The 12,986-nt window shown below is 59.9% G+C and carries 13 protein-coding genes, 1 other RNA gene and 1 pseudogene; 13 read left to right on the top strand and 2 right to left on the bottom strand.

The genetic code is table 11. From position 1 onward, the window contains the following. Window positions 1-247: 247 nt before the first annotated feature. From DK391_RS37835 to DK391_RS37805, 7 genes are all read left to right on the top strand, one after another. Window positions 248-1,204, top strand: coding sequence for a LysR family transcriptional regulator (locus DK391_RS37835; RefSeq protein WP_109483116.1), 957 nt, complete (start codon window positions 248-250; stop codon window positions 1,202-1,204). A gap of 164 nt (window positions 1,205-1,368) precedes the next feature. After that, window positions 1,369-2,661, top strand: coding sequence for a Glu/Leu/Phe/Val dehydrogenase (locus DK391_RS37830; protein WP_109483115.1), 1,293 nt, complete (start codon window positions 1,369-1,371; stop codon window positions 2,659-2,661). A gap of 331 nt (window positions 2,662-2,992) precedes the next feature. Further along, complete coding sequence (locus DK391_RS37825) at window positions 2,993-3,886, top strand: glutamate/aspartate ABC transporter substrate-binding protein (protein ID WP_109483114.1); 894 nt, start codon at window positions 2,993-2,995, stop codon at window positions 3,884-3,886. Window positions 3,887-3,978: 92 nt separating this feature from the next. Continuing rightward, on the top strand, window positions 3,979-4,719 hold the full coding sequence (locus DK391_RS37820) for an amino acid ABC transporter permease (RefSeq protein WP_109483113.1): 741 nt from the start codon (window positions 3,979-3,981) through the stop codon (window positions 4,717-4,719). Further along, window positions 4,719-5,396: a glutamate/aspartate ABC transporter permease GltK gene (gene gltK / locus DK391_RS37815; RefSeq protein ID WP_109483112.1), complete on the top strand. Its 678-nt coding sequence runs from the start codon at window positions 4,719-4,721 to the stop codon at window positions 5,394-5,396. The genes DK391_RS37820 and gltK overlap by 1 nt, the downstream gene beginning before the upstream one ends. Further along, window positions 5,393-6,118, top strand: a complete 726-nt coding sequence (locus DK391_RS37810; protein ID WP_109483111.1) for an amino acid ABC transporter ATP-binding protein — start codon at window positions 5,393-5,395, stop codon at window positions 6,116-6,118. Before gltK ends, DK391_RS37810 begins: the two co-directional genes overlap by 4 nt. 247 nt (window positions 6,119-6,365) lie before the next feature. Then, the gene (locus DK391_RS37805) at window positions 6,366-6,845 is read left to right on the top strand and encodes a hypothetical protein (protein ID WP_109483110.1); all 480 of its coding nucleotides are present in this window, start codon (window positions 6,366-6,368) and stop codon (window positions 6,843-6,845) included. A 20-nt stretch (window positions 6,846-6,865) separates the two neighbouring features. Here DK391_RS37805 and DK391_RS37800 read toward each other — a convergent pair whose 3' ends face one another. Next, entirely contained in the window at window positions 6,866-7,771 is a 906-nt protein-coding gene (locus DK391_RS37800) for a class II glutamine amidotransferase (RefSeq protein WP_109483109.1), read from the bottom strand. Window positions 7,772-7,975: 204 nt separating this feature from the next. On the opposite strand from DK391_RS37800, the gene pyrC reads away from it, so the two are divergent. The 3 genes and pseudogenes from pyrC (at window position 7,976) to rnpB (ending at window position 10,354) form a co-directional block, all read left to right on the top strand. Beyond that, window positions 7,976-9,040, top strand: a complete 1,065-nt coding sequence (gene pyrC, locus DK391_RS37795; protein ID WP_109483108.1) for a dihydroorotase — start codon at window positions 7,976-7,978, stop codon at window positions 9,038-9,040. Window positions 9,041-9,061: 21 nt separating this feature from the next. Then, a pseudogene (locus DK391_RS37790) lies at window positions 9,062-9,841 on the top strand (DUF3025 domain-containing protein); the annotation flags it as partial. 99 nt (window positions 9,842-9,940) lie between these two features. Beyond that, window positions 9,941-10,354: RNase P RNA component class A (gene rnpB, locus DK391_RS37785), an RNA gene on the top strand. Window positions 10,355-10,427: 73 nt separating this feature from the next. On the opposite strand, the gene DK391_RS37780 is transcribed toward rnpB, so the two are convergent. After that, entirely contained in the window at window positions 10,428-10,850 is a 423-nt protein-coding gene (locus tag DK391_RS37780; protein WP_109483119.1) for an OsmC family protein, read from the bottom strand. A 605-nt stretch (window positions 10,851-11,455) separates the two neighbouring features. On the opposite strand from DK391_RS37780, the gene rplM reads away from it, so the two are divergent. The 3 genes from rplM (at window position 11,456) to erpA (ending at window position 12,919) form a co-directional block, all read left to right on the top strand. Beyond that, entirely contained in the window at window positions 11,456-11,884 is a 429-nt protein-coding gene (rplM, locus tag DK391_RS37775) for a 50S ribosomal protein L13 (RefSeq protein WP_028371847.1), read from the top strand. Between the two features lie 11 nt (window positions 11,885-11,895). Further along, entirely contained in the window at window positions 11,896-12,288 is a 393-nt protein-coding gene (gene rpsI / locus DK391_RS37770; protein ID WP_109483107.1) for a 30S ribosomal protein S9, read from the top strand. Window positions 12,289-12,553: 265 nt separating this feature from the next. Next, window positions 12,554-12,919 carry an iron-sulfur cluster insertion protein ErpA gene (gene erpA / locus DK391_RS37765; RefSeq protein ID WP_007587442.1) on the top strand — a complete coding sequence of 122 codons (366 nt, stop codon included), beginning with the start codon at window positions 12,554-12,556 and terminating at the stop codon, window positions 12,917-12,919. Window positions 12,920-12,986 lie beyond the last annotated feature (67 nt).

Genomic DNA, 12,986 nt, shown 5'->3' with positions numbered 1-12,986 from the left:
GGCTGGGGGTTACGTGGCGACTCGGCCCGCGCGCGGGGAGTGGGCGAGGACGGGTATGTCGGGGTCGGGGCGGGTGTCGGACAGGATGGGGGCGGGCAGGAACGGTGAGAAAGCAAACGGGAAGAACCGCGAATTTTACCCCTTTAGGACATCGGCTCCCGCGCGTGTCCCGGCGTGGATGCGCCTTGCCGCTCGCAGCGCCGCTAGAATGCAGGCTTTCCGGTTACTGGTGGAGCGCTAGGCCCGTATGGAACTGAAATGGCTCGAAGACTTCGTGTCGCTGGCGGAAACGCGCAGTTTCAGCCGCTCGGCGGAATTGCGGCATGTGACGCAGCCCGCTTTTTCGCGGCGTATCCAGGCACTGGAAGCCTGGCTCGGCACGGAACTGATCGACCGTTCGGTTTATCCGACGCGGCTCACGGCAGCAGGCCAGGTGTTCTACGAGCAGGCGCTCGCGATGCTGTCGCAGTTTCACGAAGCGCGCACGCTGCTGCGCGGCCACACGGCGACACCCGCCGCGACCATCGAATTCGCCGTTCCGCATACGCTCTCGCTCACGTATTTTCCTAGCTGGCTGCAGCGCATCGAAGCGCAACTCGGCTCGATCCACACGCGGCTGCGCGCGTTGAACGTGCACGATGCCGTGCTGTCGCTGGTCGAAGGCGGCTGCGATCTGGTGATGGGCTATCACCATCCGAGTCATCCTGTCGCGCTCGACCCTGCGCGCTACGACATGCTGACGCTCGGCATCGAAGCGATCAGCCCGTTTTCCGCGCCGGGCAAGGGCGGGCGCCCGCGCTACACGCTGCCCGGCACGCCCGAGGCGCCGACGCCCTATCTGTCGTACACGCCGAACGCGTATCTCGGGCGCATGACGGAAGTGATCTTTGCGACGGCGCCCGGCCGTCTCTATCTCGATCGCGTGTATGAAACGGACATGGCCGAAGGTCTGAAAGCGATGGCGCTCGCCGGACACGGTGTCGCGTTCCTGCCGCACAGCGCGGTCGAAGATGCCGTCGCCGATGGCCGCCTGATTCGCCTTGACCGCGCCGCGCGTGGCGTCGCGCAAGGGCAGCTCACGCTGACAATGGAAATCCGCCTGTACCGCGACAAGCTCGCCGTGCAAGCCGACGACGCCCGTCAGCAACTCGTGCGCGCGCTATGGGATGTCGTGAGCACCGAACTCACGCAAGCGTCGAAGTAAGTAAGAGTGCATTGCGTGAACCGCAAATAACGGCTTTGCGACAGCCATTTGCGGTTTCCACAGCGTTATGCAAGAAAAACATAATGGGATGACCAAACGGCATTGGACCCCTTCAGCGCTTTTTTTCGACAATGGCGTCACCCGATAAAAACGCTGGAGCGTTCATGTCTACCGCGGCAAATCTGCAGTCCATCCCGTCCTACCTTCACGCCGACGATCTCGGCCCCTGGGGCAACTATCTCCGTCAGGTCGATCGCGTCGCGCCGTATCTCGGCTCGCTGTCGCGCTGGCTCGAAACGCTGGAGCGTCCGAAGCGGATTCTGATCGTCGATTGCCCGATCGAACTCGATAACGGCACGGTTGCGCACTTCGAAGGCTATCGCGTGCAGCACAACGTGTCGCGCGGTCCGGGCAAGGGCGGCGTGCGTTATCACCAGGACGTGACGCTGTCGGAAGTGATGGCGCTGTCCGCGTGGATGTCGGTGAAGAATGCAGCCGTGAACGTGCCGTACGGCGGCGCGAAGGGCGGTATCCGCGTCGATCCGCGCACGCTGTCGCGTGGTGAACTGGAGCGCGTGACGCGCCGCTACACCAGCGAAATCGGCATCATCATCGGACCGAACACCGACATCCCTGCGCCGGACGTGAACACGAACGAGCAGATCATGGCGTGGATGATGGACACGTACTCGATGAACCAGGGCCAAACGGCCACGGGCGTCGTGACGGGCAAGCCGATCACGCTCGGTGGCTCGCTCGGCCGTCGTGAAGCAACGGGCCGCGGCGTGTTCGTGGTCGGCTGCGAAGCGGCACGCCGTATCGGCATGGATATCGAAGGTGCGCGCGTCGCCGTGCAGGGCTTCGGTAACGTGGGCGGCATCGCGGCGCGCCTGTATCAGGAAGCGGGCGCGAAGATCGTCGCCGTGCAGGATCACACGGGCACGTTGTACAAGGAATCGGGCATCGACGCAATCGCGCTGCTCGAACACGTGGCGAAGCATGGCGGCGTCGGCGGTTACGCTGAAGCCGACAAGATCGCCAGCGAAGATTTCTGGAATGTCGAAACGGAGATCCTGATTCCGGCCGCACTGGAAAACCAGATCACCGACAAGAACGCGGGCAAGATTCGTACGAAGATCATCGTGGAAGGCGCAAACGGCCCGACGACGACGGCCGCCGACGACATCCTCAACGACCGCGGCATTCTCGTGATTCCCGACGTCGTCGCCAACGCGGGCGGCGTGACGGTGTCGTACTTCGAATGGGTGCAGGATTTCTCGAGCTTCTTCTGGACGGAAGACGAGATCAACGAGCGCCTCGAACGCGTGATGCGCGAAGCGTTCGCTGCCGTGTGGCAGGTGGCGAGCGAGCACAAGGTGTCGGTGCGTACGGCGGCGTTTATCGTTGCTTGTAAGCGCATCCTCGAAGCACGCGAACTGCGCGGCCTGTATCCCTGATCGTCAGAACGCACGGCGCCCGGCCTCGCAGCGGGCGCCGCGCAATATCGCTTCACCAGCGCGAATCGACGGGTTCGCGCAGAATACCGAGCGGACGGCATCTTCGGATGCCGTCCGCTTTTGTGTAGTTGAAGTCAGTCCGAACCGGCAAAAACGACGTATCCAATGACGGATGCATCACCCGGTGAAGGCGCTGTAAGCCAATACTGGCGCCGCGCCGCGCATTTCTGGTGGCTTTACGCAACACTGCGCGACGAACATGGTTAACAACCATACTTTCAGAATAATTACTGAGATACACTGGCGCCGGTTCTTGCCAAGGAGATCACAAATGAAGGTTAAAAAAGCTGCGCTGCTTCTCGCGACACTGGGTTTGTTCACCGTTGGCGCGCATGCGCAGGACGCCGGCACGCTGAAGAAGATCAAGGACACGGGCGTCATTTCGCTGGGCCACCGCGAATCGTCGATTCCGTTTTCGTACTACGACGACAAGCAGAACGTGGTCGGCTACTCGCAGGAATTCGCGCTGAAGGTCGTGGATGCCGTCAAGGCGAAGCTGAACATGCCTGACCTGAAGGTCAAGCTGACGCCTGTCACGTCGCAAAACCGTATTCCGCTGGTGCAGAACGGCACCATCGACATCGAATGCGGCTCGACCACCAACAACGCCGAGCGTCAGCAACAGGTCGCCTTCTCGAACACGATTTTCGTGATCGGCACGCGTCTGATGACCAAGAAAGATTCGGGCATCAAGGACTGGGCTGATCTGAAGGGCAAGACCGTCGTGACGACGGCGGGTACGACGTCCGAGCGCCTGCTTCGCAAGATGAACCAGGACAAGAACATGGGCATGAACATCATCAGCGCGAAGGATCACGGGGAATCGTTCCTGACGCTGTCGACGGGCCGTGCCGCTGCCTTCATGATGGACGACGCACTGCTCGCAGGCGAGCGCGCGAAGTCGAACACGCCGGGCGATTTCGTGATCGTCCGCGCGCCGCAATCGCATGAAGCGTACGGCTGCATGATTCGCAAGAACGATCCGGAATTCAAGAAGGTCGTCGACGACGCCATCGCGAAGGTCGAAACGTCAGGCGACGCCGACAAGATCTACAAGAAGTGGTTCGAATCGCCGATTCCGCCGAAGGGTCTCAACCTGAACTTCCCGGAAAGCGACGATATCAAGGCGCTGTACAAGGCACCGAACGACAAGGCAATCGACTAACCCTCGAACAACCGTTAGCTAAACAGTCAACGTGTTGAACAGAACGGAAGCGGCAAGCGCCACTTCCGTTTCTTTTTGTTGGAGTCTTCGTCATGTCATATCACTGGAACTGGGGCATTCTGCTGAGTCCGGTTTCCACCGGCGAGCCGACCACCTATCTCGGCTGGCTGCTGTCCGGCCTCTGGGTGACGGTCACCGTTTCGCTGTGCGCGTGGGTGATTGCGCTGATTGTCGGGTCGTTCTTCGGCGTGCTGCGCACGGTGCCGAACAAGACGCTCTCTGCGATCGGCACGCTCTACGTCGCCATCTTCCGTAACATTCCGCTGATCGTGCAGTTCTTCGTCTGGTATCTGGTGATACCGGAACTGCTGCCCGCTTCGATCGGTAACTGGTTCAAGCAACTGCCGCCCAGTGCGCAGTTCTTCTCGTCGTCGATCATCTGTCTCGGGCTGTTCACGGCTGCGCGCGTGTGCGAGCAGGTGCGCTCGGGCATCAACGCATTGCCGAAAGGACAACGTGCCGCGGGGCTCGCGATGGGCTTCACGCAATGGCAGACGTATCGCTACGTGCTGCTGCCTGTCGCGTACCGGATCATCGTCCCGCCGCTCACGTCCGAGTTCCTGAATATCTTCAAGAACTCTGCCGTCGCGTCGACCATCGGTCTGCTCGATCTGTCCGCGCAGGCACGCCAGCTGGTCGACTACACGGCGCAGACGTATGAATCGTTCATCGCCGTCACCGTCGCGTATCTGATCATCAACTTCGTCGTGATGGGGCTGATGCGTATCGTCGAAGCCAGGACCCGGTTGCCTGGCTATATCGGAGGCAAGTGATGCATCATTTCGACTGGAGTGGTATTCCGGGCGCGCTGCCTACGCTGTGGACGGGTGCCATCGTCACGTTCAAGATTACGGTTCTCGCGATCGTGATCGGCATTGTGTGGGGCACGGTGCTCGCGCTGCTGCGGCTCTCGGGCGTCAAGCCGCTCGAGTGGTTCGCCAAGCTCTACGTGACGCTTTTCCGCTCGATCCCGCTGGTGATGGTGCTGCTGTGGTTCTTCCTGATCGTGCCGCAGGTGCTGCAGAACGTGCTCGGCCTTTCCGCCGACATCGACATCCGTCTCGCTTCGGCGATGGTCGCGTTCTCGCTGTTCGAAGCCGCGTACTACTCGGAAATCATCCGCGCCGGCATTCAGGCTGTGCCGCGCGGGCAGGTGAACGCGTCGTTCGCACTCGGCATGAACTATTCGCAGGCGATGCGCCTCGTGGTGCTGCCGCAGGCGTTCCGCGCGATGGTGCCGCTGCTGCTGACGCAGGCCATCGTGCTGTTTCAGGATACGTCGCTCGTCTACGTGATCAGCCTCGCCGACTTCTTCCGCACGGCCACGAATATTGGCGACCGTGACGGCACGAACGTCGAGATGGTACTGTTCGCCGGTGCGTGTTACTTCGTGATCTGCGTGGTCGCGTCGAGCCTCGTCAAAAGTCTTCAGAAAAAGGTCGCAAGATGATCTCTATCAAGAATGTGTCCAAGTGGTACGGCGAGTTCCAGGTGCTCACCGACTGCACGACGGAAGTGAAAAAGGGCGAAGTGGTTGTCGTGTGCGGACCGTCGGGTTCGGGCAAGTCGACGCTCATCAAGACGGTCAACGGCCTCGAGCCGTTCCAGAAGGGCGATATCGTCATCAACGGCCAGTCGCTGACGGATAAGAAAACGAATCTGTCCAAGCTGCGTTCGAAGGTCGGCATGGTGTTCCAGCACTTCGAACTGTTCCCGCATCTGTCGATCACCGAAAACCTGACGCTTGCGCAGATCAAGGTGCTCGGCCGCTCGAAGGACGAAGCGACCGCGAAGGGCCTGAAGCTGCTGGATCGCGTCGGTCTGCGTGCGCATGCCGATAAATATCCGGGCCAGTTGTCGGGCGGTCAGCAGCAGCGTGTGGCGATTGCGCGCGCGCTGTCGATGGATCCGATCGCGATGCTGTTCGACGAACCCACGTCGGCACTCGATCCTGAAATGATCAACGAAGTGCTCGACGTGATGGTCGAACTCGCGCAGGAAGGCATGACCATGATGTGCGTGACGCACGAAATGGGCTTTGCGAAGAAGGTCGCGCATCGCGTGATTTTCATGGACAAGGGCTTGATCGTCGAAGATGACCGCAAGGAAGACTTTTTTGCCAATCCGAAATCGGATCGTGCAAAAGATTTCCTGGCCAAGATCCTGCATTGACATCCATGCTGTAGTCGCAATAAAGCCGCTTCTTCGGAAGCGGCTTTTTTTTGACGCACGACTTCTGCAACGGCGTTTGACGAATAAATGCAATCTTTCACGAAATGTTAGGAATCTTATGCATTGATGCGCTAATCGGATTCGTCTCATGTGAGTTGGATTGCGGCGGAACTATGCTAATCCGCGAAACACGATGAGGTGAGCGGGGTGCGTGCCATCGTCGGTTTCATTCCAAATGAGATAGTCGATGAAAGTTTTTCTGTTGAGCGATCTCGTCGGTCACGAGTTGGTGTCGATGGAACTGGAAGGCGAATGGCTGACGACCGAGCAATTTTCCGAGTCGGCATGTTTGTGGGCTTCACGTCATGGACATAAAAATAAGTTATCCAGACAATTTATATCTGTTTTGCAACGCGAAGCACTCGAAATTGCAGAACGGCTCGCGCGCGATGGAGCGGTGACTGAACTGCATTCGCCGTTGACGCGCGTTCTGCTGGATATTTGTGCTGTCAACTACGCAGACCCATTGAGCGCACGTGCGCTGGCCGCGAGCCTGGAAGTCTGTCGCACGAAACTCTGTGACTTTTGCTGTGCCGATGCTGGTTCATGTGGCGAGAACAGCCAGCGCGAAACACGGGCATGGCCGTGTCATCCGGCACTGCGGCAGCTTCTGTGCGGGCACCACGTCGCACTGTGTAAAACGATGCACGACGTCGGCAACGACTGATGCAAACCGCCTGACGACAATCAGGATTCGTACGCGGCCGTATCGTCCGATTCGAGATCGAGCACGGTGGCCGTAGGCAACATGCTCGCGGACGCGCTCGGATCGCAGGCAGGGTTGCGCGCTTTCTCCAGCACGGCAGGCGGCACCGGCACATTGGCGCGCGCGATCACTTCGCCATGCTGGAACATCAGCAGATCGCCGGGTTCGAACGCGGTCCAGATTTCATCGTCGGTCAACGGCTGCGTGGCGATCACGGCGACGCGGTCTTCAGGTGTCGTGTACTTGGCGAAGTCGATTGAAACGTCGGCATCGACCAGATGTGCAGTCGAAAACGGCCAGCTACGCACGAGATAATGCAGGCGCGTCGAGCAGTGCGCGAACAGTGCCTGGCCATTCGACATCAGAAAATTGAATACGCCGAATTGCGTGATTTCGCGCGTCAGACTTTCGAGCGCGGCGAACAGTTCGTCCAGCGGCGGCTGCGAACCCGGAAACGCCTTGCGCAAACCTTGCAGCAGCGCGCAGAACGCGAGCTCGCTATCCGTGCTGCCAACCGGCTGATACACGCCCGACAGCACCGGACTGTAATTCTGCAGATCGCCGTTGTGCGCAAAGATCCAGTGACGTCCCCACAATTCGCGCATGAACGGATGGCAGTTCTCGAGCACGATATGCCCTTGCGTCGCCTTGCGGATATGCGCGATCGTGTTCTTCGACTTGATCGGGTAACGCTTGACCATCTCGGCGATCGGCGAGGTGGCCGACGACTGATGATCGATGAACAGGCGACAGGCTTTGTCTTCGAAGAAGGCGATGCCCCAGCCGTCGGAGTGGTGGTCGGTGACGCCGCCGCGCGCCGCGAAGCCGGTGAACGAGAACGTGACGTCCGTCGGCGCGGCGCAATTCATTCCGAGTAGTTGGCACATGATGCGGAAGACCAGCCTTTCTAACGGGCTACGAGCCGGGGCATAAGCACACCGGAGCCGACCCGTTACAATGATGATTTCCCAAGCATATCACCGAGCCAGAAACGGCAAAAAGCTAAATTGACGGATGTTTTGGCTGCTTTTGTGGATTAGCCGCGTCAGTTATGCCGTTCGCCGTATGCTCGACGCACGTGAGTCCCCGCCATGACCGCCTCTACCGCTGCTTCCGTCGATACCCTCACGCTCGCCCGTCCCGATGACTGGCACTTGCACGTCCGCGATGGCGCGATGCTCGCCGCCGTCCTGCCGCACACCGCGCGCCAGTTCGGCCGCGCGATCATCATGCCGAACCTGAAGCCGCCCGTCACGACGACGGAAATGGCACGTGCCTATCGCGAGCGCATCATTGCGGCGATTCCCGCGGGCGTGAAGTTCGAGCCGTTGATGACGCTGTATCTGACCGACAACACGCCGCCCGATGAAATCCGCCGCGCGCGCGAAAGCGGCTTCGTGCACGGCGTGAAGCTGTATCCGGCGGGCGCGACGACGAACTCGGACGCAGGTGTCACCGACATCCTCAAATGCGCCAAAACGCTCGAGATGATGCAGGAAACGGGTATGCCGTTGCTGATTCACGGTGAAGTGACGGATTCGTCGATCGATCTGTTCGATCGTGAGAAAGTCTTCATCGACCGTGTGATGACGCCGCTGCGCCGCGATTTCCCGGCGTTGAAGGTCGTGTTCGAGCACATCACGACCAAGGATGCCGCCGAGTATGTCCGCGATGCCGGTGCGCCGCCGGAACTGCTCGGCGCGACGATCACCGCGCATCACCTGCTGTATAACCGCAATGCGATTTTCCAGGGCGGCATTCGTCCGCATTACTACTGTCTGCCTGTGTTGAAGCGCGAAACGCATCGCGTGGCGCTGGTCGAAGCGGCGACGTCGGGCAATCCGCGTTTCTTCCTCGGCACGGACAGCGCGCCGCATCCGAAGGGTTTGAAGGAACATGCGTGCGGCTGCGCGGGTTGTTACACGGCGCTTCATGCGCTCGAACTGTATGCCGAAGCGTTCGACAACGCCGGCGCGCTCGACAAGCTGGAAGGCTTCGCGAGCTTCCATGGCGCGGACTTTTATCGTCTGCCGCGCAGCGAAGAAAAGGTGACGCTGCGTCGCGAGCAGTGGACGCTGCCCGCGGAAGTCGCCGTCGGCGATACGCCCGTCGTGCCGTTGCGCGGCGGCGAGCCGATCGGCTGGAAGCTGGTTTGAACGCTTACGCTGATTGAGCCGATGTTGCGTGATGTCGATTCGCCCGGCGGTGCGCAGAAGCGCGCCGCGCCGGGCTTTGCGGATATCGACTGGTCGAGGCCGTGGTTCGCACAGGTGGCCTATCGTGGCGTGCGCTGGCAGCAGGCCGCGCTACGCAGCGCGGCGGATCAGTTGCTTGAGATGAACGCGGACGCTGCTTCCGCGTGCATTTTGACCGGGCGCGGTGAGCGGCTCGCTTTTATTCCGCAAGACGAGTTGCCTCTCGGCATCGCATACGAAGCGCACATCGCAGCGACGGGCTGCGTGCCGACTCGCCACAATCTGCATGACTTCTTCAACGCGCTGTCGTGGTTCGAGTTTCCGCGCATCAAGGCGGCGCTGAGCGCGCGCGGCTCGGCCGCTGTCGATGCGATGGGCATCGGCCCGACGCGCGGCGGCACGCGCGACGCGCTGACTGTTTTCGATGAAAACGCAGTCCTGTTCGCGTGCGCAGACGAGTCGCTCGCCACCGCATTGCGTGGGTTCGACTGGAAAACGCTGTTCGTCGATCAACGTGCGGCGTGGAGCGAGCGCTGCGAGGTGCGCTGCTTCGGACACGCGCTGCTGGAAAAACTCGTCACACCGTACAAGGCGTGCACGGCGCATGCGTGGATTGTCGATGTGCCGTCCGAATTTTTCGTCTGGACGCGCGCTTCACGCGATGCCTATCTCGACGAGACCGTCGCCGGCACGTTGCTCGAACGCGCTGAATTCAGCAGCCAGATGTTCGCGCCGCTGCCAGTGCTCGGCATTCCCGGCTGGTGGGCGGAGAACGAATCGCCGTCTTTCTACGAGGATTCATCCGTGTTTCGCAGCGGCCGACGGTCGCGCGCGACGCCGGATGTTAAAATCGCCGCCAGCAAAGCAGGCCAGGCAGTCGCGGCTTCGGCGGTTTCGGCCGGCGAGGGCGAGGAAAGTCCGGACTCCACAGGGCAGGGTGATGGCTAACGGCCATCCGTGGTGACACGCGGAACAGGGCAACAGAAAGCAAACCGCCGATGGCCCGGCGCAAGCCGGGATCAGGTAAGGGTGAAACGGTGCGGTAAGAGCGCACCGCGGCTGCTGCGAGGCAGACCGGCACGGTAACCTCCACCCGGAGCAATTCCAAGTAGGCTGGCTAGCATCTTCGAGATGCAGGGCGGGGCCCCCGTCGCGTCAGCGGGTAGGAAGCTTGAGCGCGTCAGCAATGGCGCGTCTAGAGGAATGGCTGCCACGCGTGGCGCGCTTTCGGGCGCGTCGCGTGCACAGAATCCGGCTTATCGGCCTGCTTTGCCGCTCAAATGACAAATGCCGGCGTCCATTCGGACGCCGGCATTTTCTTTTTCAGCTTGCGCGCCGCGCTCTGACTTCAGGCTGCGACGATTTCGAACGAATGCGTCAGCTCGGCCGTTTTCGCGATCATGATCGACGCCGAGCAGTATTTGTCGTGCGACAGGTTGATCGCGCGTTCCACCGTCGACGGATTGAGGTTCTTGCCCGTCACCGTGAAGTGGAAGTGGACCTTCGTGAAAACCTTCGGATCTTCGCTTGCGCGCTCGGCCTTGAGCGTCACCGAGCAGCCGCTGATCTCCTGACGGCTCTTCTTCAGGATCATCACGACGTCGTACGCGGTGCAGCCGCCCGTGCCGAGCAGCACCATTTCCATCGGACGCGGCGCCAGATTGCGGCCGCCGCCTTCAGGCGCGCCGTCCATCGCGACGAGGTGACCGCTGCCCGTTTCGGCGGCGAACGCCATACCATCCTGACCCATCCAGCTGACTTTGCATTCCATTGCGTTGTACTCCGGCTCACAAGCTTTCAATTCGAGATGCGCATTGTAGCCCGGCGGATGCTGGCTCGCCCGAAGCGACATCGGCGGCGAGTTATGCGGATTCGGGCTTGTATGTTGCGCTGCGGCATGTTCGACGCATAAGGGATAGCACGAACAGTTTTAGGCGTGTTGTTCTAAGACAACCGGCGCCCATGGAGCTTGAGTTCGGGGTAAATCCTTGTTTTTCAATGGCTTGATGATGCGTACTGCTCGTTTTTGTTAATTCCGCAATATGAAATTCAATTTCGCATTGCAAATGTTCTTGCGTTGCACAAGGAGCGTACATATAATCAGTTCATTGGTTGTCGTAGTTCGACAATCTCCGCATGTCTCCTCCACCCTCCTCCTAAGGTGGATTAAGCCCGAACCGCTAGTTCGGGCTTTTTTTCGTCTGTACGCGCCGGAAGCGTCGGATACTTTGACTCCTCAAAGCAAAATCCTTTATAATCATCAGCTTTTCCGCATTCGTGCCCGCGGAGAAAAAACAGGGAGAGCCTGCACGCGCCTCGAAGCGCACTTACAAGCAGGAAAAAACACAGGGCGCAGCATATTTATTTGGATCGATCATGAAGACGTTTTCCGCTAAAGCCCATGAGGTGACGCGTGAATGGTTTGTGATTGACGCGACGGATAAGGTTCTCGGCCGTGTCGCCAGCGAAGTGGCACACCGTCTTCGCGGCAAGCACAAGCCTGAGTTCACTCCGCACGTCGACACCGGTGATTTCATCATCGTTATCAACGCCGGCAAGCTGAAGGTCACGGGCAACAAGACCACGGACAAGAAGTACTATCGCCACTCGGGCTACCCGGGCGGTATCTATGAAACGACGTTCGGCAAGATGCAAGAACGCTTCCCGGGCCGCGCGCTCGAGAAAGCGGTCAAGGGCATGCTGCCGAAGGGCCCGCTCGGCTACGCGATGATCAAGAAGCTGAAGGTCTACGCAGACGCAACGCATCCGCACTCGGCCCAACAGCCGAAGGCGCTCGAGATCTAAGGGGAGCCCACATGATCGGTAACTGGAATTACGGTACGGGCCGCCGCAAGAGCGCAGTTGCTCGTGTCTTCAGCAAGGCAGGCAAGGGCGACATCATCGTCAACGGCAAGCCTATCGCCGACTACTTCTCGCGCGAAACGTCGCTGATGATCGTGCGTCAACCGCTGGAACTGACGAACCACGGTACCACGTTCGACATCAAGGTCAACGTGTCGGGCGGCGGTGAAACGGGTCAGGCTGGTGCAGTTCGCCACGGCATCACGCGCGCGCTGATGGACTACGACGCAACGCTGAAGCCGGAACTGTCGAAGGCTGGCTACGTGACGCGTGACGCACGTGAAGTCGAGCGTAAGAAGGTCGGTTTCCACAAAGCACGTCGCCGCAAGCAGTTCTCGAAGCGTTAATCGTTTCGGGCTGGCTCTGTTTTCGGACGGAGCTTGCTGCAAAAAGCCGCCAGCGCATTGCGATGGCGGCTTTTTTTATTTGTTGTGCCGGATTTCGCGCCGTATGTGGACATCGCTGACACCTGTACGGACACATGGTTGACACACGCCCGTCGCGCACGCGTCTCATTTACCTTGCATAAGAACCTATTGATTTCATGGGCTTCAGCACGATATCGGGAACAGCAATACAATAGCGTCAAGAAGCAATTTTTGGAGAGTTCGCATGGACGCAGTGACCGACACCCCCGTGACCGAGATGCCGGCGCCGTTCGTCTTTACTGACGCAGCGGCCGACAAGGTCAAGGAACTGATCGAAGAAGAAGGCAACCCGGAGCTGAAACTGCGCGTATTCGTGCAGGGTGGCGGCTGCTCGGGGTTCCAGTATGGTTTTACCTTCGATGAAGCCATCAACGAAGACGATACCGTCATGAACAAAAGCGGCGTCCAGCTGCTGATCGATTCGATGAGCTACCAGTATCTGGTTGGCGCAGAGATCGACTACAAGGACGACATCAACGGCGCGCAGTTCGTCATCAAGAACCCGAACGCTACGACCACCTGTGGTTGCGGCTCGTCGTTCTCGGTGTAATCGACGGCTGGTTTCGCGTAAGTTGTAGCAAAAACGGGGCTTCGGCCCCGTTTTTTATTTCCTCTAT

This window comes from Paraburkholderia sp. C35, from assembly GCF_003121405.1.
In the GTDB taxonomy this organism is placed as follows: domain Bacteria; phylum Pseudomonadota; class Gammaproteobacteria; order Burkholderiales; family Burkholderiaceae; genus Paraburkholderia.
Note: the sequence above shows the minus strand (reverse complement) of the source record. Positions and strands in the feature narration are given on the sequence as shown.

Excerpts from the sequence above, each read along its gene's own strand:
- DK391_RS37835 (WP_109483116.1), top strand. The coding sequence starts at position 248 with ATGGAACTGAAATGGCTCGAAGACTTCGTGTCGCTGGCGGAAACGCGC.
- DK391_RS37830 (WP_109483115.1), top strand. The coding sequence starts at position 1,369 with ATGTCTACCGCGGCAAATCTGCAGTCCATCCCGTCCTACCTTCACGCC.
- DK391_RS37825 (WP_109483114.1), top strand. The coding sequence starts at position 2,993 with ATGAAGGTTAAAAAAGCTGCGCTGCTTCTCGCGACACTGGGTTTGTTC.
- DK391_RS37820 (WP_109483113.1), top strand. The coding sequence starts at position 3,979 with ATGTCATATCACTGGAACTGGGGCATTCTGCTGAGTCCGGTTTCCACC.
- gltK (WP_109483112.1), top strand. The coding sequence starts at position 4,719 with ATGCATCATTTCGACTGGAGTGGTATTCCGGGCGCGCTGCCTACGCTG.
- DK391_RS37810 (WP_109483111.1), top strand. The coding sequence starts at position 5,393 with ATGATCTCTATCAAGAATGTGTCCAAGTGGTACGGCGAGTTCCAGGTG.
- DK391_RS37805 (WP_109483110.1), top strand. The coding sequence starts at position 6,366 with ATGAAAGTTTTTCTGTTGAGCGATCTCGTCGGTCACGAGTTGGTGTCG.
- DK391_RS37800 (WP_109483109.1), bottom strand. The coding sequence starts at position 7,771 with ATGTGCCAACTACTCGGAATGAATTGCGCCGCGCCGACGGACGTCACG.
- pyrC (WP_109483108.1), top strand. The coding sequence starts at position 7,976 with ATGACCGCCTCTACCGCTGCTTCCGTCGATACCCTCACGCTCGCCCGT.
- DK391_RS37780 (WP_109483119.1), bottom strand. The coding sequence starts at position 10,850 with ATGGAATGCAAAGTCAGCTGGATGGGTCAGGATGGTATGGCGTTCGCC.
- rplM (WP_028371847.1), top strand. The coding sequence starts at position 11,456 with ATGAAGACGTTTTCCGCTAAAGCCCATGAGGTGACGCGTGAATGGTTT.
- rpsI (WP_109483107.1), top strand. The coding sequence starts at position 11,896 with ATGATCGGTAACTGGAATTACGGTACGGGCCGCCGCAAGAGCGCAGTT.
- erpA (WP_007587442.1), top strand. The coding sequence starts at position 12,554 with ATGGACGCAGTGACCGACACCCCCGTGACCGAGATGCCGGCGCCGTTC.